Below are 20955 nucleotides of genomic sequence, written 5' to 3' on the forward strand. Positions count from 1 at the left end.
CCCACCGGGGGCGCGGGGAGACCGCGCGACCAGCCACGACGCACCCGCACCCGATCCACCACCCGAACGGCGCGAAGGCGACCCCCATGCCCACCACCCCCTACGCCGCGATCGACCTGGGCGCGTCAAGCGGCCGGGTCATCACGGCCCAGGTCACCCCGACCACCCTGCGCCTCAGCGAGGCGCACCGCTTCCCGAACCGGCCCGTCCGCGCCGGGGGCCACCTCCACTGGGACATCCTCCACCTCTACGCGGGCCTCCTGGACGGCCTGCGCAAGGCGGGCCAGGTCCGTTCCGTGGGCATCGACAGTTGGGCCGTGGACCACGGCCTCCTGGACGCGGACGGCGCCCTCCTCGGCAACCCGTTCCACTACCGGGACAGCCGCACGGACCGGATCGCCGAGCAGGTCTGGGCGAGCGTCCCCCCGGCCGAGCTGTACGCCGCGACCGGCCTCCAGTACGCCCCGTTCAACACCCTGTACCAGCTCGCCGCGGCCCGCGACACCGCTCAACTGCGGTCGGCCCGGCAGGTGTTGCTGATCCCGGACCTGCTCACGTACTGGCTCACGGGGGTGCGGGGCACCGAGCTGACGAACGCCTCCACCACCCAGCTCATCGACCCGCGCACGCGCGACTGGGCCCACGACGTCGCGGCCCGCACCGGCACCGACCTGAACCTCTTCCCCCCGCTGCGCCGCCCCGGCGACCCGGCCGGCGACCTGCTCCCCCACGTCCTCGACGAGACCGGCCTCACCGGACCCGTGCCGGTGACGACGGTGGCCTCGCACGACACCGCGTCGGCCGTCGCCGCCGTACCGGCCGCCGGCGGCGAGAACTTCGCGTACATCTGCACCGGCACCTGGTCCCTCGCCGGACTCGAACTCGACGCGCCCGTCCTCACCGAGGAGAGCCGCGCCGCCAACTTCACCAACGAGCTCGGCGTCGACGGCACCGTCCGCTACCTCCGCAACATCATGGGCCTGTGGCTGCTCCAGGAGTGCCAACGCGCCTGGGGCGAAACAGATCTGACGGGCCTTCTCGACGCGGCCGGACGGGCGGCGGGGCTGCGCTCGGTCGTCGACGCGGGCGACGCCACCTTCCTGCCCCCCGGCGCCATGCCGGAGCGCATCGCCGCCGCCTGCCGCGCCACAGGACAGCCCGAACCCCGCACCCGCGCCGAGACCACCCGCTGCATCCTCGACTCGCTCGCCCTCGCCCACCGCGAGGCCGTCATGGAGGCGGCGCGGCTCGCGGACCGCCCGGTCGACGTCGTGCACATCGTCGGCGGCGGCGCGCGCAACGCCCTGCTGTGCCAGTTGACCGCGGACGCCTGCGGGCTTCCGGTGGTGGCGGGCCCCGCGGAGGCAGCCGCGCTCGGCAACGTCCTCGTGCAGGCCCGCGCCGACGGCGTCCTCGGCGACCGGGCGGCGGCGCGCCGGCTCGTCGCCGGCACCCAGCCGCTGACGCGTTACGAGCCGCGCGGCGACGGTGCCGCCTGGGCGGCGGCCGGGGCCCGTGTCGCCACCCCGTGACCCGCCCTCCCCGGCGACGTACCCTGCACCCGTCCGACGTCCGACCCGAACCTCCCGACCGAAGGGGCCACGATGCGTGTCGCGCTCTTCCTCACCTGTGTCAACGACACGCTCTACCCGGACACCGGCAGGGCCGTGGTGAAACTCCTGACCAGACTGGGCGTCGAGGTCGACTTCCCCGCCGCCCAGACCTGCTGCGGCCAGGCCCACTACAACACCGGCTACCGGCACGAGGCCGAACCCCTCGCCCGTCATTTCTCCGATGTCTTCGGCCCCGGCCTCGGCTCGGGCGAGTACGACGCGATCATCACGCCGTCCGGCTCGTGCGCGGCGATGGTGCGCGAGCTGTACCCGCGCATGGGTGAACGGGCCCGCGCGGAGGGCCGCGGCACCGGTCTCGCGAGGACACTCGCGCCGGTGGTCCCGAAGACGTACGAACTGACCGAGTTCCTGGTCGACGTCCTGAAGGTGACCGATGTCGGCGCGTACTACCCGCACAAGGTGACCTACCACCCCACCTGCCACGGCCTGCGCGCCCTCGGACTCGGCGACCGGCCCACCCGGCTCCTGCGCGCCGTCCGGGGACTCGAACTGATGGAGCTGCCGGGAGCGCAGGAGTGCTGCGGCTTCGGCGGCACGTTCGCCGTGAAGAACTCCGACGTCTCGGCGGCGATGGGCGCCGACAAGGTCCGCAACGCCGAGTCGACGGGCGCGGACGTCCTGTGCGCCGCCGACAACTCGTGCCTCATGCACATCGGCGGCACGATGAGCCGGCTGCGCACGGCGCTGCGGCCGGTCCACATCGCGGAGATCCTGGCGAGCACCGAAGAGGAGCCCCTGTCATGAGCGGCACGTATCTCGGCATGCCCGCCTTCCCCAAGGCCGCGCACGACGCCGTACGCGACACCACCCTGCGCGCCAACCTGCGGCACGCCACCCACACCATCCGCGACAAGCGGGCCCGCGCGGTCGCCGAGCTCGACGACTGGGCGGGCCTGCGCGAGGCGGGCAAACAGATCAAGGACCACACGCTCCGCCATCTCGACCACTACCTCGTCCAGTTGGAGGAGTCGGTGACGGCGGCCGGCGGCACCGTGCACTGGGCGGCCGACGCCGACGAGGCCAACCGGATCGTGACCCGGCTCGTCAAGGAGACGGGCGAGTCGGAGGTCGTCAAGGTCAAGTCGATGGCCACGCAGGAGATCGGTCTCAACGAAGCACTGGAGGAGGCCGGGATCGCCGCGTACGAGACCGATCTCGCCGAACTCATCGTGCAGCTCGGCAAGGACCGCCCCTCGCACATCCTGGTCCCGGCGATCCACCGCAACCGGGGTGAGATCCGCGCCATCTTCGAGAAGGAGATGGGCCGCCTGGGCCGCCCGGCCCCGGACGGGCTCACCGACACCCCCGCCGAACTGGCGGAGGCCGCTCGCCTCCACCTGCGCGAGAAGTTCCTGCGCGCCAAGGTCGGCGTCTCCGGCGCGAACTTCATGGTCGCCGAGACCGGCACCCTCGTCGTCGTCGAGTCCGAGGGCAACGGCCGGATGTGCCTGACCCTGCCCGAGACGCTGATCTCCGTCGTCGGCATCGAGAAGATCGTGCCGACCTGGCGCGACCTGGAGGTCTTCCTCCAGACCCTGCCGCGCTCCTCGACGGCGGAGCGCATGAACCCGTACACCTCCACCTGGACCGGCACGAGCGACTCCGACGGCCCGCGCGCCTTCCACCTCGTCCTGCTCGACAACGGCCGCACCGACGCCCTCGCCGACGAGGTGGGCCGCCAGGCGCTGCGCTGCATCCGCTGCTCGGCGTGTTTGAACGTCTGCCCGGTCTACGAACGGGCCGGCGGCCACGCCTACGGCTCGGTCTACCCCGGCCCGATCGGCGCCATCCTCAGCCCCCAACTGCGGGGCACACAGAGCGAGATCGATGCCTCGCTGCCCTACGCCTCCTCGCTCTGCGGCGCCTGCTACGAGGTCTGCCCGGTCGCCATCGACATCCCCGAGGTGCTGGTGCACCTGCGGGAGCGGGTCGTCCAGGGCGGCGAGGTGACGCGGCGCGGCGCGAAGGTGACGCTGCGCCCGGCGAAGGGGCACGCGGCGGAGCGGGCCGCGATGCGCGCCGCCCGCTGGGCGTTCACCCGCCCCGGCGTGCTCGGCACCGGCCAGCGTCTCGCCTCCCGCACCCGCCGCCTCCACCCGCGTACGGTGCCGGGCCCCGGCCGCGCGTGGACGGCGACACGGGACCTGCCGCGGGTACCGGCGGAACCGTTCCGCGACTGGTGGCAGCGGACCGGCGGCGGAAAGGACGGGAACAAGTGAGCAGCAGGGACGTGATCCTGGGCCGGGTGCGACGCGCGCTCGGCGGCCCGGCCGGGGCCCCGGCGGCGTACGCCACGGCCGTCGACCGCGGCTATCTGCGCGAGCACGGGGACCGGGGCGTCGAGGAGACGGTCGCACTGCTCGCCGAGAACCTGGCGGACTACCGGGCGCTCGTGCACCGCACGACGTCCGCGGAGCTGAGCGGGAAGATCGCGCGTCTGCTGGCCGAGCGCGGCTCGCGGACGGTCGTGGTGCCGCCGGGGCTGCCGCCGGAGTGGCTGGCCGGGGCCGACGCGACCCGCGTCCACGACCGGGCCGCGAACACCCCCGCCGAACTCGACGGAGTCGACAGCGTCGTCACGGCCTGCGCCGTCGCGATCGCCGAGACCGGCACGCTCGTCCTCGACGGTTCGCCCGACCAGGGCCGCCGCCGCATCACGCTCGTCCCCGACCACCACATCTGCGTCGTACGCGTCCCCGACCAGGTCGTCTCCTCCGTGCCGCAGGCCCTCGAACGGCTCGATCCGGCGCGTCCGCTCACCTGGATCTCGGGTCCCTCCGCGACCAGCGACATCGAACTCGACCGGGTCGAGGGGGTGCACGGTCCGCGCACCCTGGAGGTGGTTCTGGTGAGCCCGGTGAGCGAGGAGTGACGGGCGCGGTTAGCGTGAGGCCATGATCCGCTTCGATCAGGTCACCAAGCGCTACGCGGACGGCACGACGGCGGTGGACGGCCTCTCGTTCGAGGTGAACGAGGGCGAACTGGTCACGCTCGTCGGGCCGTCCGGCTGCGGCAAGACCACGACGATGATGATGGTCAACCGGCTCATCGAACCGACGTCCGGCCGCATCCACGTCGACGGCGAGGACATCGCCACGCTCGACCCGGTCAGGCTGCGCCGCCGCATCGGCTACGTCATCCAGCAGGTCGGCCTCTTCCCGCACCGCACGATCCTCGACAACACGGCGACCGTGCCCGCGCTGATCGGCTGGAAGAAGGCGAAGGCGCGGGCCCGCGCCGCCGAGCTGCTCGATCTGGTGGGCCTGGACCCGAAGACGTACGGCGACCGCTATCCGCAGCAGCTCTCGGGCGGTCAGCGCCAGCGCGTCGGGGTGGCCAGGGCGCTGGCCGCGGACCCGCCGGTGCTGCTGATGGACGAGCCGTTCGGCGCCGTCGACCCGGTGGTGCGCGAGCAGTTGCAGGACGAGTTCCTGCGGATGCAGGCGGCGGTCCGCAAGACCGTGCTGCTCGTCACGCACGACATCGAGGAGGCCGTCCGGCTCGGTGACCGGATCGCGGTGTACGGGCAGGGCCGCATCGAGCAGTACGACACGCCGGGGGCGGTCCTCGGCACACCCGCGACGCCGTACGTCGCCGAGTTCGTCGGCGCGGACCGCGGCCTGAAGCGGCTGTCGGTCACCGCGATCGAGGCGGACGATCTGGAGCAGCCCGCGGTGGTCCGCCTGGACGAGGCGCCCGCGCGGGCCGCGGCCCGGATGCGGGAGGAGGCGGCGCGCTGGGCCGTGGTCCTGGACGGCAGCGGTGATCTGCACGGCTGGGTCGGCGTCGACGAGGCCACCCTGGCCGGTCCGGGCGGCCGGGTCGCGGATCTGGCGCACCGGATGGACGCCTGGGTGCCGGTCGGCGCCCCGCTCAAGCAGGCGTTCGGCGTGATGCTCCAGCACGACGCGGGCTGGGTGGCGGTCCTCGACGGCTCCCGCTTCCTCGGTGTCCTCACCCCGGCCAAGCTGCACGAGGCGCTGCGCCGCTCGGTCGACGCGGACGCGCGGGGCATCGGCCGCGACGAGGTGCGGTTCGACTCGGTCGCCGACGCCTGAGCGGCCCCGCTCCTCCCCTTCCCTTCCTTGCCCTTCCTTCCCTTCCCTTCCCCTGACTCTCACCCTGAGGTTCAGGGTGAGGCAGCGGGCCGCCGTCGGTCCATCGCGCGCAGGTTCTCGTCCTGCACGCCGCCGGGGACGGCCCGGTCCGGGCGGTAGGGGGCGAGCTCTGTGGCGGGCCGTCCGGTGGTGATCTCCCGCGCGGCGAGTCGGCCGAGGACCGGGGCCAGGGTGACCGCGCTGTGCGAGACGAGGTGGTACAGACCGGGCGCCCTGGGCATCGCGCCCACCAGGGGCAGTCCGTCGCGGGGCACGGGCCGCACACCGATCCTGGCGTCCTCGATGCGGGTCCGGGCCAGCCCCGGCAGGACCGCTCCGGCGCGCCGGTGCAGCTCCCGTGGGGCCCCGTCGGTGGCGTCGGCGCCGTCGAGCCGGGCGTCCACGTCCCAGGACAGGGCGAGGACCCCGCCGCCCGGGGTGGGCCGCAGGTCGATGTCCGGGGCGGCGACGATCGCGGTGAGCGGGGTCCCCGGCAGCGGATCGGTCTCGGTGACGAGGCCAGGGACCCGCCGCAGGGGCAGCCGCACCCCCGCGAAGGAGGCGATCCGGTCGGCCCCGGGCCCCGCGCAGTTCACGACCACGTCGGCGCTCCAGGAACGGGCTACCGCCACGACACCGGTGACCCTGCCGCCCGCCCGCGTCAGACCGGTGACGGCGACGCCGTAGTGGGCCTCGGCCCCGTGCCGCCCGGCGGCGTCGAGCAGGGTGCGCACGAAGCGCGGCGCGTCGAACCAGGCGGCGCTGTCGTACACGACGACCTCGTCCGCGGCGCAGGCGGCGGGGTCCACGGCGGGCGCCAGTTCACGCAGGACGGAGGGTGCGGCGAAGCGGCAGTCGTGGCCCCAGCCCATGGCGCGCAGGGCCCGTTCGCGCAGCGCCCGGTGTGCCGCGTCGCCGTCGGCCCACTGCACGAGCGGTGCGGGGTGCCGCCAGGCCGGTCCGTCGAGGGTCTCGGACAGCAGGCGGTGCTCCTCGGCGCCCTGCCGGTTCAGGCGGTAATAGGTGTACGGCGTCTTCAGGTGGGTCACGTCCGTGGAGAACGTGGCGCCCGACGTACCGCCGGCGGGCCGTACCCCTTCCTCCACGACGACGACCCGGACGCCCGCGCGGGCGAGGTGATGGCTGACGCAGGCGCCGAGCACGCCCGCGCCGACGACGACGGCTGAATCCATGGGCGGTCCTGTACCGGGGGGCTGGGAGCGGCGGGGCGTTCCGGGTTCCCTCGTTCCCGCCCCCGCACACCCTCGCGTACCGGTCTACTTCAGGAGCCCCTTGTCCTCCAGGTAACTCCGCGCGACGTCCTCGGGCAGTCGGCGCCAACTGTCGACCTGCTGGTTCATGGCGGCCAGGTCCCCGGTGGTGAGCACGGAGTTGAGGGCGCCGAGCGCCTTGGCGACCGAGGCGCTGCCCGCCCGCGACCGGTTGACGACGGGCACGATGTAGTCGGCGTTCTGGAGATGCTTGTCGTCGGCGAGCAGCGCGAGCCCGAAGTCGGACAGGGTCGCGTCGGTGCTCGTCGTCAGCACCATCTGGGCCTGCCCGTTCTGCACGGCCTTCTTGGACTGGGTGGTGCCGACGCCCTTCGGGTCGACGCCGGTCACGTCGATCCCGTACACCTTCTTCAATCCCGGTGCGCAGTACGGTCGTCGCACGCATTCGTCGCCCGCCGCGAGCCGTACCGCCAGACCGGCGGCGCCGAGATCGCTGAGGGTCTTCAGCCGGTGTTTCTCCGCGTACGGACCGGCGACGGCGAAGGCGTTCTGGTCGACGGCCTTGCCGGGGTCGAGGACATCGAGGCCGCGCGGCCGGGCGAGCGCGCGCAGGGCTTTCATGGTGGCGTCGAGATCGGGCGAGCCGACGGGCTCCGCGTCGGCGCCGTGGGTCTTGGCGCCCAACCAGTCGGCGAACGTGGCCGCGTACTCGGGGACGACGTCGATCTGGCCGGATTCCAGGGCGGGTTCGTACAGTTCGCGGTTGGCGACGGTCAGAATCTCGGTCCCGTGTCCGGCGTCCTTCAGCAGCAGCGCGTACATGGTCGCGAGCAGGTCGCTCTCGGTGAACCCGGCGGAGCCGACGACGAGGTGCTTGCTGTCGCCGGGCGGCGCGGTGACCTCGCCCCGGTTCTCCAGGGCGGGCCCGGTGGCGCACCCGGCGGCGAGCAGCACGAGCCCCAGGGCGGCCACGAGCCGGGTGCGCGCCCGGGCGCTCATCCGGTCCGCCCCCTGGCCCAGGCGGGCGTGAGCCGTTCGGCGATCTCGAACAGCCCCTCCACCAGGAGCGCGAACACGGCGACGAGGACAGCGCCCGCGACGACCTGGGGGGTGCTGGCGAGGTTGAACCCGGCGGTGATGATGCGCCCGAGTCCGCCGCCGCCCGCGAGGGCGGCGATGGTGGCGGTGGCCACGAGCTGCACGGCGGCGAGCCGCACCCCGTTGACGATCATCGGCAGGGCGAGCGGCGCCTCCACCCGCAGCAGCATCTGCCGCCCGGTCATGCCCATGCCGCGCGCGGCCCGGACGACCTCGCGGTCGACGCCGCGCATGCCCACGTACGCGTTGGTGAGCAGCGGCGGCACGGCGAACAGGACCAGGGCGACGACGGTGGGCCCTTCGCCGTACCGCCCGAGCGGGGTGAGGAGCAGGAGCACGAGGACGGCGAAGGTGGGCACGGCCCGCCCCACGTTGGAGATGTTGACGGCGAGCGCCCCGCCCTTGCCCAGGTGGCCGAGGACGAGGGCGAGGGGCAGGGCGATCAGGCAACTGACGACGAGGCAGACGACGGTGAGGACGAGATGCTGGCCGAGCCGGTGCCAGATGCCGTCGTCGCCCGCCCAGTGCGCGGGGTCGGCGAGCCAGTCCCAGGCGTCGGAGAGGGTCTTCACGCGCGGCTCGCTCTCGTCCAGGGGGTGAGGAGCCGGCCCACGCCGAGCAGCACCACGTCCGCGGCGACGGCGATGACGACGCACAGCACGGAGGCGGTCAGCACCTGCGCCTTGAAGTAGGTGTTCATCCCGGCGTAGATCAGGTTGCCGAGGCCGCCGTGGCCGACGATGGCGCCGACGGTCACCAGGGACACGGCCGACACGGTCGCGATGCGCAGACCGGCCAGGGCGGCGGGCAGCGCGAGGGGCAGTTCGACGGTGAGCAGCAGCCGGACAGGACCGTAACCCATGCCGCGGGCGGCCTGCCGGGTCTCCTCGGGCACGGCGCGCAGCCCGGCGAGGATGTTCCGCACGAGCAGGGTCAGGGAGTACAGCACCAGACCGGCGACGACGAGTGTGGCGGAGAGGCCGTAGGCGGGCAGCAGCAGCGAGAACATGGCCAGGGACGGGATCGTGTAGAGCACGGTGGTCAGGGCGAGCACGGGCCCCGCGGCCCACCCCCAGCGGCGGGCGACGACGGCCAGCGGTACGGCGATGACCAGGGCGATCGCCACGGCGACGAGGGTGATCCGCAGATGCTGCGCGACAGCGTCGAGGAGGATGTGCCGGCGCGTGCTCAGATAGGCGCCGCAGATCCAGTCGTTGCGGGCGAGGCAGTCGTCCGGCGGTGGGACGGCGGGCGCGGCGGTCATGAGGGGCACCCGTCCATTGCAGTGGCCGCGGCGCCGTGCGGCGCGCTGGGCTGACCCGTACGGGCGGCGGACGCCCGGGCCCCCGCGCCGCCCGTCGGGGGGACTTCCCGCCACGGGCCTGACGGGCCGCGGCGGCGCGACTAGGTTGTCCGGCATGAGCAATCTTGACCGGGCGCCCGTCCCGTCCGTGTGCGGTGGCCGTGGCTTCGTCGTCGCGGAGCCCGTCCGCGAGCTCCTCAGCCCACGCCGGGTCCGGCTCGGCGCGTCCACGGAGGTGCGCAGGCTGCTGCCGAATCTGGGCCGCAGGATGGTCGGCGCCTGGGCGTTCGTCGACCACTACGGTCCGGACGACATCGCGGACGAGCCGGGCATGCAGGTGCCGCCGCACCCGCACATGGGTCTCCAGACGGTGAGCTGGCTGCACGACGGGGAGGTGCTGCACCGCGATTCGACGGGCAGCCTCCGGACGATCCGGCCCGGCGAACTCGGCCTGATGACGTCGGGCCGCGCGATCTCCCACTCCGAACAGAGCCCGAGCTCCCACGCCCGGTTCCTGCACGGCGCCCAGCTCTGGGTGGCCCTTCCGGACACCCACCGCCACACGGACCCGCGTTTCGAGCACCACACGGAGCTGCCCCGGGTGACGGCCCCCGGCCTGAGCGCGACGGTGCTCCTCGGCACCCTCGACGGAGCGACGTCCCCCGGTACGGCCTACACCCCGATCGTCGGCGCGGACCTCGCCCTGACGCGCGGCGCCGACGCCCGTGTCCCCCTGGACCCCGACTTCGAGTACGCGGTCCTGTCGATGTCCGGCGAGGCCCATGTCGACGGTGTCCCGCTCCTGCCCGGCTCGATGCTCTACCTCGGCTGCGGCCGGACCGAACTGCCCCTGCGGGCGGAGTCGGACGCGGGCCTGATGCTGCTGGGCGGCGAGCCGTTCGGGGAGGAGCTGGTCATGTGGTGGAACTTCGTCGGGCGGTCGCAGGAGGAGATCGCCCGGGCGCGGGAGGACTGGATGACGGGGACGCGGTTCGGTGAGGTGAAGGGCTACGACGGGGAGCCGTTGCCCGCGCCCGAACTTCCGTCGGTGCCGCTGAAGCCGCGGGGCCGGGTGCGCTGATCACCGGGGGTCCGTGACGGAGCGGCGCGGGCCGTCGTCTCGTACACGTGTCCCGATATCCTGGCGGAATGGCGGACAGAACCGGCGGCGAGCCGCAGATCGACAGGCGCTCCACCCGCTGGGACGAGCACAAGGCGCAGCGTCAGGTCCAGTTGGTGGACGCCGCGGTCGCGCTCATCGAGGAGGAGGGCGCGCGCTTTCGGGTGCAGAGTCTGGCGGAGCGGGTGGGGCTGCCGCGGTCGGTGCTGTACCGGCACTTCAAGGACCGCGCCCATCTGGACGAGTTGGTCCGGCGCCGGGTGGTGGAGTCGTTCATGCGCCGGATGGAGCCCACACTCACCTTCGAGGGGACGATCGAGGAAGCCGTCGAGCGTGTGGTCGGCGCGCATCTGGGCTGGGTGGCGCAGCATCCGCGCCTGTACGCCTACATGGGCGTCGGGGAGCACGCGATGGGTGACGGGTCGCTGGTGGCGGACACCAAGACGGCCATCGCGCTGATGCTCGGCGAGCGGTTCGGCGACGTGCTCACGGCGCTCGGGGTGCGGGGGGCGCCGATCCGTTCGGTCGCGGTCGGGATCGTGGGGTTCGTCGACACGGCGGTCAACCAGTGGGTGCGCGATCCCCGACGTGAGCTGTCCGAGGAGGAGTTGCGCGCGATGCTGTGCCGTTCGGTGTGGGCGGTGCTGGACGCGACCCTGCGGGATCTGGGCGTGGAGCTGTCACCGCGGCAGCGGGTGACGGACCTGGAGCGGGCCTGAGGACGCGGTCCTGGCCGCCCGGTGCAGGGACTCGGTGTCGGTGAACTTGACGCGGGGGCGGCCCTGGGCGTCGCCCGCGGCTCGTTCCGCGCGGTCGATCGCGCGCCAGGCGTCCAGGCCGAGATCGTCCGAGCCGTCGGTGCGTCTGCGGACGTCGCGCGCCGGGGGTGTGAGACGGCCCGCGGCGAAGTCGTCCAGGAGGGACTCGACCGTCTCGTGCGCGCAGGTCTTGTTCGTCCCGATGAAGCCGGTCGGTCCGCGCTTGATCCAGCCCGCGACGTAGACGCCGGGTTCGACCCGGCCGCGCTCGTGGGGCACGGTCGCGGTGACCTCGTCGAAGGGCAGGCCGGGAACGGGCCGGGCGCGGTAGCCGACGGAGCGCAGGACGAGGCCGGTCTCCAGGGTTCGCGGGTCGCCGGTGGGCACGGCGCGGACGGTGCCGTCCTCGTCGGTGTGGAGGGCGGTGTCGGTGATCTCCAGAGCTCGTACGGTGCCGTCGCCGATGAGCCGCACCGGGCTGGTCAGGAAGCGCAGAACGATACGGCGCCGCCCCTCGACCGGTGTGCGGGCGGCCAGCCGTGACAGGAGCCGGGTCTTCTCCGTGGCGTCGGCTGCCAGGTCATCGGGCCAGCCCTCCACGCTCACGTCCACGTCCTTCAGGGCGGACAGGGCGAGGAGTTCGGGCACGGTGAACGCCGCCTGTGCGGGTCCGCGCCGCCCCAGGAGGACGACCTCGCGGACCTTGCTGCCGCGGAGCGCGGCGAGGGCGCGGTCGGAGATGTCGGTGCGGGCCAGGGCGTCCGGGTCGGCGGTGAGGATGCGGGCGACGTCGAGGGCGACGTTGCCGTTGCCGATGACGACGGCGCGTGCGGTGTCCAGGGCGGGCGCGTCGTCCGCATGGTCGGGGTGGCCGTTGTACCAGGCGACGAAGTCCGTCGCGGAGGCGCTGCCGCGCAGGTCCTCGCCCTCGATGCCGAGGCGTTTGTCGGTCGCGGCGCCGACGGCGTAGAGCACCGCGTGGTGCTCGCGCAGGAGGTCGGCGTGGGTGACGTGGGTGCCGACCTCGACGCCGAGCCGGTAGTTGAAGCCGGGCTGGGACTCGATGGTCCGGAACAGCTCGGCGACCTGCTTGGTGTCCTGGTGGTCGGGGGCGACGCCGGCCCGCGCGAGACCGTACGGCGTCGGGAGCCGGTCGAGAACGGTGACGCGCACGCCCGGGTGGCGCAGCAGTGCGTCGGCGGCGAAGAGTCCGGCGGGACCGGCTCCGACGATCGCCACCGACAACTGGCCCGCCGGGATCGCGCGTTGCCGGGGCACGACGTACATGGGCGTGCGGTCGGAGTGCGGGTTCTCCTTGTAGTAGGAGGCGTTGAGTTCGATGAACGGCAACTCCGCCTCGCCGAGGGCCGTGTGGGGCTTGAGCGCGTCGACCGGGCAGGCCGTCGTGCAGGCGCCGCAGTCCACGCAGGTACGCGGATCGACGTACAGCATCTCGGCCGTCCCGAAGCCGGGCTCGCCAGGGGCGGGGTGGATGCAGTTGACCGGGCAGGCCAGCACGCAGGAGGCGTCGGCGCAGCAGGATCGGGTGACGACGTACGGCACGGCGGGCTGGTCTCCGTTCGGGCGTTCGGTGAGAAGGCGGTGCGGGGGCGCGTGCTCAGTCGGTGAGCGCGGCGGGCTCGCCGCGGAAGCGCGCCGGGCGGCCGTCGATGCGCAGGGCCCTCCACACCGTGCGGGACGCCTTGTTCATCAGGCCGATGTCCTCGGCGAGCATCCGTACGTCGGAGAAGAGGTCGTGGAGCATCTTGCGGCCGGCGTCGGACTTCCAGAACACGTCCTTGACGACCCAGGCGGGGATGCCGACCTCGGCGGCGGACTTCCGGTCGGGGATCATGATGACGTCGCACAGGACCCGCATGATCAGCGGGAAGAGGACGGAGAGGGCGGCGCGGCGGGTCTTGCCGAAGCGCGGGACGCGCAGGCGCAGGAACTCGTGGGCGAAGGAGATGTGCCGGGCCTCCTCGGCGATGTGGATCTGCATGATGCGCTGCGGGAGGGGATGGACCGGCTCCCCGCTGCGCAGGGCCGCCTTCTGCAGGTGGTCGATGGGCTCCTCGCCCGCCAGGATGCCGGTGAAGAACGCCTCGGGGTAGAGGGAGCCCGCCAGCGGCAGGAAACGGCTGACCTTGCGGAACCAGCGCTTCCCGCCGGCGGTGTTCACGCCGGTGCGGTTCACCAGCTCCTGGAACATCTGGGTGTGGTGGGTCTCCTCGGTGATCTCGTGCGTGAGATACCTGAACTCCGGGTTGCGGTTGTCCAGTTCGTAGAGGTAGTCCAGCGCGCCGCGCATGAGGATGTTCTCGAACTGCATGCCCACCTTGGCGATCACCGCCCACCGCCAGATCCCGATGCGGATCTGCGTCTCCAGCGGCTGCTCCCGGTACCAGGGGTGGGCGCCGAGGGCGTCCGCGGTGGTGAGGACCCAGCGGGGGTCGTTCTCGTCCACGGCGAACGCGGGGTCGTCCCACTTGATGTCGGTGAAGGCGTTGAAGTTGACGTTGACGGAGCCCTCGGACAGAGTCCGCAGGCGCTCGTCGTAGAGCTTCCTGGTCAGGTTCGCGGTCATCTTCGTCCTCGGTTGGGGTGGCGTACGGGACGGGCTGGTCCTGCCGGTCGATCGGGAAGGCTGGTCGGCTGACGGTCAGGCGGCGCGGGGCGGTTCCTGGGCGTCGGCGACGACGTCCGTACCGGCAGGGCGTACGGAGCCCGGCGCGCCCGCCGTGTCGAAGCGCAGGGGGCCGTCCTCGATGGGGGCGTCCTGGAGCATGGCGCGGTCGCGGTAGTAGTTGTTCCACAGCCGCCAGGGGTCGCGGGTGCCCTGGCGCGGCATGACCTCGTCGGCCCGGGCGATGTAGCCGGAGGTCAGCGCCTCGCCCATGACGGAGAACTCCGAGCGGTCGCCGTCCGCCGCCACCGGGGTGGCGATGTCGTGCCCGTGGCGCCTCATGTGCGCGAGCAGCCGGGCCGTGTAGTCGGCCGCGAGGTCCGCCTTCAGCGTCCAGGAGGCGTTGGTGTAGCCGATGACGAGGGAGAGGTTGGGCACGCCCTCCAGCAGGACGGCCTTGTAGAGCACGCGGTCGGTGATGTCGACCGGGCGGCCGTCGACGGAGAGCGCCATGCCGCCCAGGAGGCGGACGTTGAGGCCCGTGGCGGTGATGACGACGTCGGCCTTCAGCTCGTCGCCGGACTTCAGGCGGATGCCGTCGGCGGTGAAGGTGTCGATGTGGTCGGTGGCGATCGACGCCTTGCCGCTCTTGAGCACCTTGAACAGGTCGCCACCGGGGACGACGCACAGGCGCTGGTCCCAGGGCTTGTAGCGCGGGCTGAAGTGGCGCATGTCGATGCCCTTGCCGGCCCGGGCCCGCACCAGGCCGAGGAGCACCTTGCGGGCGAGGCGGGGGTACTTGCGGCAGAAGGCGTAACTCCCGCGCTGCAACGCGATGTTGCGGGCCCGGACGATTGTGTGCGTCAGACGGGCGGGGGCGCGCAGCTTGTGCAGGGCCGAGGTGAGCGGATCGGTCACGGGCAGCGAGAGGAGGTAGGTGGGCGAGCGCTGGAGCATGGTGATGTGCGCGACGTGGTCGGCCATCGCGGGCAGCAAGGTGATGGCGGTGGCGCCGGACCCGATGACGACCACGCGCTTGCCGGTGCAGTCGAGCTCCTTCGGCCAGTGCTGCGGATGCACGAGGGTCCCCCGGTAGTCCTCCTCGCCGGGGAACCGTGGCCGGTAGGGGGCGTCGTAGTCGTAGTAGCCGGTCGCCCCGACGAGGTAGCCGGCGCTGTAGGACTCGCGCTCCCCGGTGGCCTCGTCCTCGACCTCGACGGTCCAACGGCCGGTGGCGTGCGAGAAGTCGGCGCTGATCGCCCGACGACCGAAGCGGGTGCGTTCCAGTACGCCCTCGTCGGCCGCGGCGTCCTCGACGTACCGCCGGATCTCCGCGCCACCGGCGAGGATGCGGGCGTCGCGCCAGGGACGGAAGCCGAATCCGAAGGTGGTCATGTCGGAGTCGGAGCGGATCCCGGGGTACTGGAACAGGTCCCAGGTGCCGCCGACACGGGCGCGCCGCTCGATCACGACGAGCGAAGCGCCCGGGTTGCCGCGCAGGACGTGGCGCGCGGCGCTGATGCCGGATATGCCGGCGCCGACGACCAGGACGTCGATGTGCTGCTGCTCCATCGCGGAGGGTCCTCACTCTCGCTCGCCGGCCCCCCGGGGAGACAGGGGCGGGGGGCCCGCCGCCGCTCGGAGGCGCCCACGGTTGTCCAGATACGTGGTTCCACATCTGCGTGTTATCGCAACTTACCTGCGACACAGTGTTTCAGATACCCTAGGTAACATGATGTAAGTCACTGAGAAGTGATGACGAAGTGGACATAGCGCGTGAGAAAGCGCACATTCCTCCGAGCGTCGGTCAGCCGGGGGGATCGGAGTGGCCGTCGTGGTCGTACCGCAGGGAGAGATCGCCTTCCTGCCGCCACATCAGGCACACCTCCGCGCTCAGCGCGCGTTCCGCTCCCGCGCCGGGCGGCAGCGGCAGGTGGAGCTGGCGCAGCAGGTCGAAGCGGTGCAGGTCGAATGCGACCTCGACGGCCCTTCCGTAGGCCATTGCCGTCTGCACGGCGCCGACGTACGCCGCCCGGGCGATGCCGGCGGGGCCGACGGCCAGCAGCATCCACCAACCCGACGCGTACAGCAGCAACGTTGTCAGGATCGCGGTGACGGCCGAGCAGACCGAAAGGCGGGCCAGCGTGTCCAGCCGTTCCCGTTGGCCGTCCACCACAAAGCGCACCTCGGACGAGAGCAACGGGTAGAGGCGCGGCCATGCCACAACGGCGTCCCATCCGTACGGCAGGCCCGCACGGTCCTCCATGGCCGCCAGCGTGTTGCCGAGCGCTGTCGGGCGGGGCGGCTCCGAGTCCCTGGCGAATCGGCGGCGCAGCAACTCCCCCGCTTCTCCGGCCCGTTGCACCTGGACGCCCGACGGAGTCGAACCGGTCATCAGGCGCCTCGCGCCCGCGAGTACGTCACGGCGTGCGCGTTGCCGGCCGGCGGACCATCTGGACAGCCGGGCGAGGCTCCTCGGCCACTCCCCCTCCAGCAGGCGCACGAGTCTGAGTTGCAGCGGATCGAGCAGCAGAGCCGCCACGATCAGGCCCAGGACGAGCAGAGCGGTTTCGCCGGCGCCCACGCCTGCGAGGGCGCGCCGGAGTCGTCCCGCGTCGGGCGGAGCGCCCGGAGCCCCGGAAACGATGATGAGCATCACGAAGGTCGCGCAAGCGACGACGGGAAGAAGTGAAGCCAGTCGGCCGGAAAGTCGCAAGGCGCCCAGCAGCGCTGTGGTGGTCATGGGCCGTAGGCGAGGGGACCATGCCCGTTCGGACACATGGGGCTGCGGTCGGGAACGATGACATGCCATTCGACGGTGGGGCATTCCGGTGTGGAGCAGGTGTACGTGAGAAGGGTGTACTGCGTCGACGCGCCAGGCAGTTGTGCCCCGTCGCCCTCCGCGACAGCCCGCCATTCGTCGGTGAGGTCCAGCAGGCGTCGGCGCCCCACCGCGCCGATCGTGGCCCCGCCGACCTTGAGCGACACGACGTCCGGGGTTCGACGATCGAGAAACAGCGAGCGCAGCAGGAATGCCAGGGCGTCCGCGTCCAGGTCGGTGGCGGGATCGATGTCGGCGGGCAGCACCAGGGACACCGGGGTCCTGGGCTGCTCGGTTCCCCTCAGGAGGAAGACGTAGGCGTCCACGGGCCGGTCCGGATTCATCGGCCCACCCCGATGTGGACGAAGGATGCCCACGAGCTGTACAGGTCGGGAGCCCGGGCGCGTAACTCCAGCGCGGCCAGATGCAGGGCGGTCGCCACGTGGCGGGAATCCGGCTCGCCGCTTCGCAGCAGGTGTGCGTAGAGGGCTTCGACGACCTGCGCCGCCGACCTGTCGCCGACCCTCCAGAGAGTGGCCACGACGTCGGGGCATCCCGCGACGTGCATCGCCCCTCCGAGATAGAGCCCCTCGTCCATGAGCGTGATGCCGCTGGTGGCGGTTTCGCAGGCGGACAGCACGGCGAGGCGGCTGCCGCGGAGGTCCAGGTGACGGATCCCGCTCACGTCCAGGGCCCCGTCGTACAGGTACAGACGTGAGGAGGCCGGGTGGCTCGGCACCTGGCCGGCGTGACAGGCGAAGTGCAGCCAGTGATGGTGCGGGAGGGCGGCTCTGACCGCGGACACCGTGGCCGCCTCCTCGGTCAGCAACGTGCGTTCGTGTTCGGGGAACGCGCGGCTGACGGTCGCCATCTCCACGGGCACGTGTTTCAGCGGCTGGTTGGGCAGTCCTGAGGGGTCGGAGACGCCGACGGCGAGGAGCCGCGGGGAACGCTCGCGGGCCTTGTGACGGTCGATGTCGGCGTTGTGCCCTGCCAAGAGCCGCAGCGAAGGTGCGTACGAGGACACCACATGGTCCATGGCGCCGTGCCCGGCGCCTTCCGCGGCGGCGTGGAGCGGGAAGTGCGAGAAGAGACCGCTGGGGCTCCACCAGAGGTGCGGCCGGTGGTGCGGGTCGTCATGGCGCCGCGGGGCGAGCAGTCCGAGTGCGTCGAGCGTGGGCCGCACCGTTCCGTGCCAGAGCCAGGTGAGCATGCGGGCGAGCCCCTCCTCCGCCTCCTGCCGCCGCCGCAGTGTCGAGCCCGGCCGCAAGGCGTGAAGGACCTCCCGGTAGCGGTTGACGTGCTCCAGGACCTCGTCCTGCGTCACCTGGAGGGGAAGCGACCTGATGCCTTCGTCGGTCAGCAGGAGCACGTCGCACCGGTCGGGGCTCGCGAGGGGCACTGCCGCCGGGCCCGCGTCGGCCGCCCGGCGAAGCCTGTCGAAGCGGGCAGGGGCGAGGAACCATTCGAAGCCGGGTGCTTCGCGGACCTGGGCCACGGTTCGCTGCCACGTACGGGCCGCGGCCTCCCGCCCGAGGCGCCGTTCCTGGGAGCCCTTTCGGACCACGGTGATCCCGAGCGGCAGGCAGGCGACGTCAGGGCCGTGCTCGCTCTCGGCCAGCCCCCGTTGCGCGGCGTCCACTTGTGCGGCCAGGTCGGGTCGGCGCTGCCGGAGTGCGTCGACATCGCCGATGGCCGTACCCGCGCCCGGCGCCGTCAACAGACGGACCCCTTCGACCAGTTCCAGCGCTCTTTCCGGCCGGCCGGCGGCGACGGCGCACGTGGCGGCCATGGTGGGGGTACGGCTCCACTCCTCCGCCCGCCGCATCCGGTCGCCCTCGGCCAGCTCGACGGGCGCGACCTCCGGCAACAGGGCGAGCATCGCGTCGTAGCCCTCCAGCGCCTCGTCGTAGCGCTGTGCCCGGTGCATGACGCGGCCCCAACTGCGTGCCGCGGTCATCCGGGCGACGGGACCCTCGCCGGTGTCGGCGGAGATCGCCCGGTAGATCTCCATCGCCCAACGACGGTCGTCCTCCCGCTCCGGATGACGCTCCAGCCGTTCGGCCAGCTTCTCGGCGAGCCCGAGTCGCGCCACCGTCTCCTCGGGGGACCCCGAGAGCGCTGTGGCCACGGCCCGGCGACACAGCTCGACGGCCTCGTCGAGGTCTGCTTCCTGGCCGGACGCCCGGTAGCGGTGATGAAAGGCGATGGCGCGCTTGCGCAGCGATTCGGCGCGCTCGGACGGTCCCGTGGCCGCCGCGAAGGCCGAGCCGTACGCGTCGATCGCCTCGGAGAGCAGCTCGGGACGGTCGTCGGTGTCCGCACCGCCGACGAGGGCGTCGCCGAGGCCGCGGAGGGCGAGATGCTGCTGGGGGTGCCCGGGAGGTGTCAGATCGACGCACCGCCGCAGATGACGCAGCGCATGGTCCAGGTCAGTCGGTCGTGGCACACCGATGCCGAGAGCGTGCGCCGTGCGGGTCTCCTGTTCGTGGCGTTCCATGAGGGCGTCGGCGAGCACACGCAGGGCGGGCACCTGGCGCTCGTCCTCGTCGGACAGGGCCTCCACCGCTGCGCGGGCCAGGTCCAGGGCGGACAGCAGGTCCATCGAGTCCCCGTCCTGCTTGTACCGGTGGAGAGTGACGAACGCGGTGTTGACCTGGAGGTCCTGCACCCTGCCGTCCTCCGCCGGCAGTCCGCCGAGCGCGGCCCGCCCGGCCTCGATGAGGTCCGACTTGTCGACGAGCGAGTCGTCAGGGGAGAAGCACGCCTGAAGGAGGACGAAGCGGTCGACGAGAGTTTGGGGCTTTTCGTGCAGGTCCCCGGCGGCACCGGGTGGCAACTGCCGTACAGCCTCCCGGCGATCGGCGGCGTCGTGCCGCTCGTCGAACCGGCGCAGCAGGGCCTTGGCCAGCAGCAGCCGTATCTCGGCCGCCACCACCTGACTTCCTCTCCACGCCGCGACGCGCGAGCGCCGCGTCTCCACCAGATCGTCCAGGATCACCGGGTCGCCGGTGCGCTCGAGCTGCCCGGCGAACAACGAGTCGAGCAGGGCCCAGTAGTCGGCCGCCGTCGCGGAACCGGGTTCCGCCACCTCCACGGCCGCTCGGGCCCACGCGATGGCTGCTTCGAGGTTTTCCGGAGCGCCGGTCCACTCGTGGCGGTCCCGGCACCGGTGGCTCAACGCGGCGTAATAGTGCGGCATGCGCGCGCTCTTCGGGTCGAGGGTCAGCAGCCTCGTCGCCAGAGCGATCGATTCGTCCAGCAGCGTGAGATCCCGATCGGCTCGGGACCGCTCGTAGACCTCCTCGGCCCGCGTGGCCAGCGACAACTCCTCCAGCACGCGCAAACCCTTGTGCTCCGTGGGATCGGCGAGGATCTCGTCGCGGATCTCCTCGGGCACGCAGCTCGGCGCGGTGGCCATCAGCGCCCGGAAGTAGACGGTGCACTCCTCCCTGTCGCGCGCGGCGGCGGCCGGGGGCTGGAGACCGGACCGGAGCCAGTAGAAGAGGCCGAGGGCGTAGCCGTCCTGGATGTCCATCCGGGTGATGCCCTCGTAGGGGTTGTCGGTCCGCCCCCGGAGAGCTGTCGCCGCACGCTCCGCGGCTGGTTCGAGCAGAGTGTCCGGGTCGCGCTCGGACAGGAAGAGACCGACCCGGCGAAGGATCTCGTCACGCGATCCGGAATCGGCCATGGTTCTCCCCCGGAACTCGCCTCGGTGCGCACCGGATGTGCCGGCGCTCGCGGTCTTTCTGCTCCTCCGCTCTAGCAGGGCAGCGCCGTGGGCGGTATGTCCCGCACGAGAGTTACGCAGAAATGGGGACCGGCGCGGGAAAACGGGAGCAGGCCGGGCCCACCACTCAGGCGTCCGACCCGTCCGCCCGCTGGTCGCTCACCCCGAGCCGCAGGTGCTCCACGTGGTACAGCGCCTGGTCGAGCAGTTCGGCGACGTGGTTGTCGTAGAGCGCGTAGATGATCGAGCGGCCCTGGCGGTCTCCGGTGACCAGGCCCAGGTTGCGCAGCAGGCGCAGTTGGTGGGAGCAGGCGGACGCCTCCATGTCGACGGCCGTCGCGAGGTCGCCCACCGAGCACGGGCCCTCCTGGAGGCGGGCGAGGATGCGCAGGCGCGAGGGGGCGGCGAGGGCCTGGAGGGTGGCGGCGACGTCGGCGATGCCGACGGCGTCGAGGCGCTCTCGCGTGGACGCGCTGCTGGTCGTGACGGCTCCGTGACCCATACGGGCATCATACTCTCGACACTTGAAGACCTGT

At 72.4% G+C, this 20955-nt stretch carries 18 protein-coding genes; 7 read left to right on the forward strand and 11 right to left on the reverse strand.

Features of this window, described 5'->3' with window-relative positions:
• Positions 1-86: 86 nt before the first annotated feature.
• From ACIRF8_RS12030 to ACIRF8_RS12050, 5 genes are all read left to right on the forward strand, one after another.
• On the forward strand, positions 87-1532 hold the full coding sequence (locus tag ACIRF8_RS12030) for a rhamnulokinase family protein (protein ID WP_404213634.1): 1446 nt from the start codon (positions 87-89) through the stop codon (positions 1530-1532).
• Positions 1533-1604: 72 nt separating this feature from the next.
• Positions 1605-2378 carry a (Fe-S)-binding protein gene (locus ACIRF8_RS12035; protein ID WP_404213635.1) on the forward strand — a complete coding sequence of 258 codons (774 nt, stop codon included), beginning with the start codon at positions 1605-1607 and terminating at the stop codon, positions 2376-2378.
• On the forward strand, positions 2375-3853 hold the full coding sequence (locus ACIRF8_RS12040) for a LutB/LldF family L-lactate oxidation iron-sulfur protein (protein ID WP_404213637.1): 1479 nt from the start codon (positions 2375-2377) through the stop codon (positions 3851-3853). The genes ACIRF8_RS12035 and ACIRF8_RS12040 overlap by 4 nt, the downstream gene beginning before the upstream one ends.
• Positions 3850-4506 (forward strand): lactate utilization protein C, encoded by a 657-nt coding sequence (locus tag ACIRF8_RS12045; RefSeq protein ID WP_404213639.1) that lies wholly within the window; start codon positions 3850-3852, stop codon positions 4504-4506. Before ACIRF8_RS12040 ends, ACIRF8_RS12045 begins: the two co-directional genes overlap by 4 nt.
• A gap of 22 nt (positions 4507-4528) precedes the next feature.
• The gene (locus ACIRF8_RS12050) at positions 4529-5692 is read left to right on the forward strand and encodes an ABC transporter ATP-binding protein (RefSeq protein ID WP_404213640.1); all 1164 of its coding nucleotides are present in this window, start codon (positions 4529-4531) and stop codon (positions 5690-5692) included.
• A gap of 71 nt (positions 5693-5763) precedes the next feature.
• Here the strand turns inward: ACIRF8_RS12050 and ACIRF8_RS12055 are convergent, their stop codons facing one another.
• The 4 genes from ACIRF8_RS12055 to ACIRF8_RS12070 all read right to left on the reverse strand — a co-directional run bounded on the left by ACIRF8_RS12055 (position 5764) and on the right by ACIRF8_RS12070 (position 9325).
• Positions 5764-6924, reverse strand: a complete 1161-nt coding sequence (locus ACIRF8_RS12055) for an NAD(P)/FAD-dependent oxidoreductase (protein WP_404213642.1) — start codon at positions 6922-6924, stop codon at positions 5764-5766.
• 84 nt (positions 6925-7008) lie between these two features.
• Complete coding sequence (locus ACIRF8_RS12060; RefSeq protein ID WP_404213643.1) at positions 7009-7962, reverse strand: ABC transporter substrate-binding protein; 954 nt, start codon at positions 7960-7962, stop codon at positions 7009-7011.
• Complete coding sequence (locus tag ACIRF8_RS12065) at positions 7959-8633, reverse strand: ABC transporter permease (RefSeq protein ID WP_404213645.1); 675 nt, start codon at positions 8631-8633, stop codon at positions 7959-7961. Before ACIRF8_RS12065 ends, ACIRF8_RS12060 begins: the two co-directional genes overlap by 4 nt.
• Entirely contained in the window at positions 8630-9325 is a 696-nt protein-coding gene (locus ACIRF8_RS12070; protein WP_404213647.1) for an ABC transporter permease, read from the reverse strand. Before ACIRF8_RS12070 ends, ACIRF8_RS12065 begins: the two co-directional genes overlap by 4 nt.
• A gap of 154 nt (positions 9326-9479) precedes the next feature.
• On the opposite strand from ACIRF8_RS12070, the gene ACIRF8_RS12075 reads away from it, so the two are divergent.
• Both ACIRF8_RS12075 and ACIRF8_RS12080 read left to right on the forward strand, forming a co-directional pair.
• The gene (locus ACIRF8_RS12075) at positions 9480-10445 is read left to right on the forward strand and encodes a pirin family protein (RefSeq protein WP_404213649.1); all 966 of its coding nucleotides are present in this window, start codon (positions 9480-9482) and stop codon (positions 10443-10445) included.
• A gap of 68 nt (positions 10446-10513) precedes the next feature.
• Positions 10514-11203: a TetR/AcrR family transcriptional regulator gene (locus ACIRF8_RS12080; protein WP_404213651.1), complete on the forward strand. Its 690-nt coding sequence runs from the start codon at positions 10514-10516 to the stop codon at positions 11201-11203.
• Here ACIRF8_RS12080 and ACIRF8_RS12085 read toward each other — a convergent pair.
• From ACIRF8_RS12085 to ACIRF8_RS12115, 7 genes are all read right to left on the reverse strand, one after another.
• Complete coding sequence (locus ACIRF8_RS12085) at positions 11165-12805, reverse strand: FAD-dependent oxidoreductase (protein ID WP_404213652.1); 1641 nt, start codon at positions 12803-12805, stop codon at positions 11165-11167. The genes ACIRF8_RS12080 and ACIRF8_RS12085 overlap by 39 nt on opposite strands.
• Before the next feature lie 55 nt (positions 12806-12860).
• Complete coding sequence (locus ACIRF8_RS12090) at positions 12861-13829, reverse strand: diiron oxygenase (RefSeq protein WP_404213653.1); 969 nt, start codon at positions 13827-13829, stop codon at positions 12861-12863.
• Positions 13830-13904: 75 nt separating this feature from the next.
• Entirely contained in the window at positions 13905-15440 is a 1536-nt protein-coding gene (locus ACIRF8_RS12095; RefSeq protein WP_404213655.1) for a flavin-containing monooxygenase, read from the reverse strand.
• A 235-nt stretch (positions 15441-15675) separates the two neighbouring features.
• Positions 15676-16611 (reverse strand): hypothetical protein, encoded by a 936-nt coding sequence (locus ACIRF8_RS12100; RefSeq protein ID WP_404213657.1) that lies wholly within the window; start codon positions 16609-16611, stop codon positions 15676-15678.
• Positions 16608-17015 carry a hypothetical protein gene (locus tag ACIRF8_RS12105; protein ID WP_404213659.1) on the reverse strand — a complete coding sequence of 136 codons (408 nt, stop codon included), beginning with the start codon at positions 17013-17015 and terminating at the stop codon, positions 16608-16610. The genes ACIRF8_RS12100 and ACIRF8_RS12105 overlap by 4 nt, the downstream gene beginning before the upstream one ends.
• Positions 17016-17029: 14 nt before the next feature.
• Positions 17030-20380, reverse strand: a complete 3351-nt coding sequence (locus ACIRF8_RS12110; protein WP_404213660.1) for a CHAT domain-containing protein — start codon at positions 20378-20380, stop codon at positions 17030-17032.
• Positions 20381-20546: 166 nt separating this feature from the next.
• On the reverse strand, positions 20547-20921 hold the full coding sequence (locus ACIRF8_RS12115) for an ArsR/SmtB family transcription factor (protein WP_404213662.1): 375 nt from the start codon (positions 20919-20921) through the stop codon (positions 20547-20549).
• Between the last annotated feature and the right edge of the window lie 34 nt (positions 20922-20955).

The organism is Streptomyces sp. NPDC102406, from assembly GCF_044765725.1.
GTDB lineage: Bacteria > Actinomycetota > Actinomycetes > Streptomycetales > Streptomycetaceae > Streptomyces.

Coding starts and splice junctions, on each gene's coding strand:
- ACIRF8_RS12070 (WP_404213647.1), bottom strand. CDS start 9,325: ATGACCGCCGCGCCCGCCGTCCCACCGCCGGACGACTGCCTCGCCCGC.
- ACIRF8_RS12040 (WP_404213637.1), top strand. CDS start 2,375: ATGAGCGGCACGTATCTCGGCATGCCCGCCTTCCCCAAGGCCGCGCAC.
- ACIRF8_RS12075 (WP_404213649.1), top strand. CDS start 9,480: ATGAGCAATCTTGACCGGGCGCCCGTCCCGTCCGTGTGCGGTGGCCGT.
- ACIRF8_RS12100 (WP_404213657.1), bottom strand. CDS start 16,611: ATGACCACCACAGCGCTGCTGGGCGCCTTGCGACTTTCCGGCCGACTG.
- ACIRF8_RS12055 (WP_404213642.1), bottom strand. CDS start 6,924: ATGGATTCAGCCGTCGTCGTCGGCGCGGGCGTGCTCGGCGCCTGCGTC.
- ACIRF8_RS12030 (WP_404213634.1), top strand. CDS start 87: ATGCCCACCACCCCCTACGCCGCGATCGACCTGGGCGCGTCAAGCGGC.
- ACIRF8_RS12060 (WP_404213643.1), bottom strand. CDS start 7,962: ATGAGCGCCCGGGCGCGCACCCGGCTCGTGGCCGCCCTGGGGCTCGTG.
- ACIRF8_RS12115 (WP_404213662.1), bottom strand. CDS start 20,921: ATGGGTCACGGAGCCGTCACGACCAGCAGCGCGTCCACGCGAGAGCGC.
- ACIRF8_RS12050 (WP_404213640.1), top strand. CDS start 4,529: ATGATCCGCTTCGATCAGGTCACCAAGCGCTACGCGGACGGCACGACG.
- ACIRF8_RS12080 (WP_404213651.1), top strand. CDS start 10,514: ATGGCGGACAGAACCGGCGGCGAGCCGCAGATCGACAGGCGCTCCACC.
- ACIRF8_RS12095 (WP_404213655.1), bottom strand. CDS start 15,440: ATGGAGCAGCAGCACATCGACGTCCTGGTCGTCGGCGCCGGCATATCC.
- ACIRF8_RS12090 (WP_404213653.1), bottom strand. CDS start 13,829: ATGACCGCGAACCTGACCAGGAAGCTCTACGACGAGCGCCTGCGGACT.
- ACIRF8_RS12035 (WP_404213635.1), top strand. CDS start 1,605: ATGCGTGTCGCGCTCTTCCTCACCTGTGTCAACGACACGCTCTACCCG.
- ACIRF8_RS12110 (WP_404213660.1), bottom strand. CDS start 20,380: ATGGCCGATTCCGGATCGCGTGACGAGATCCTTCGCCGGGTCGGTCTC.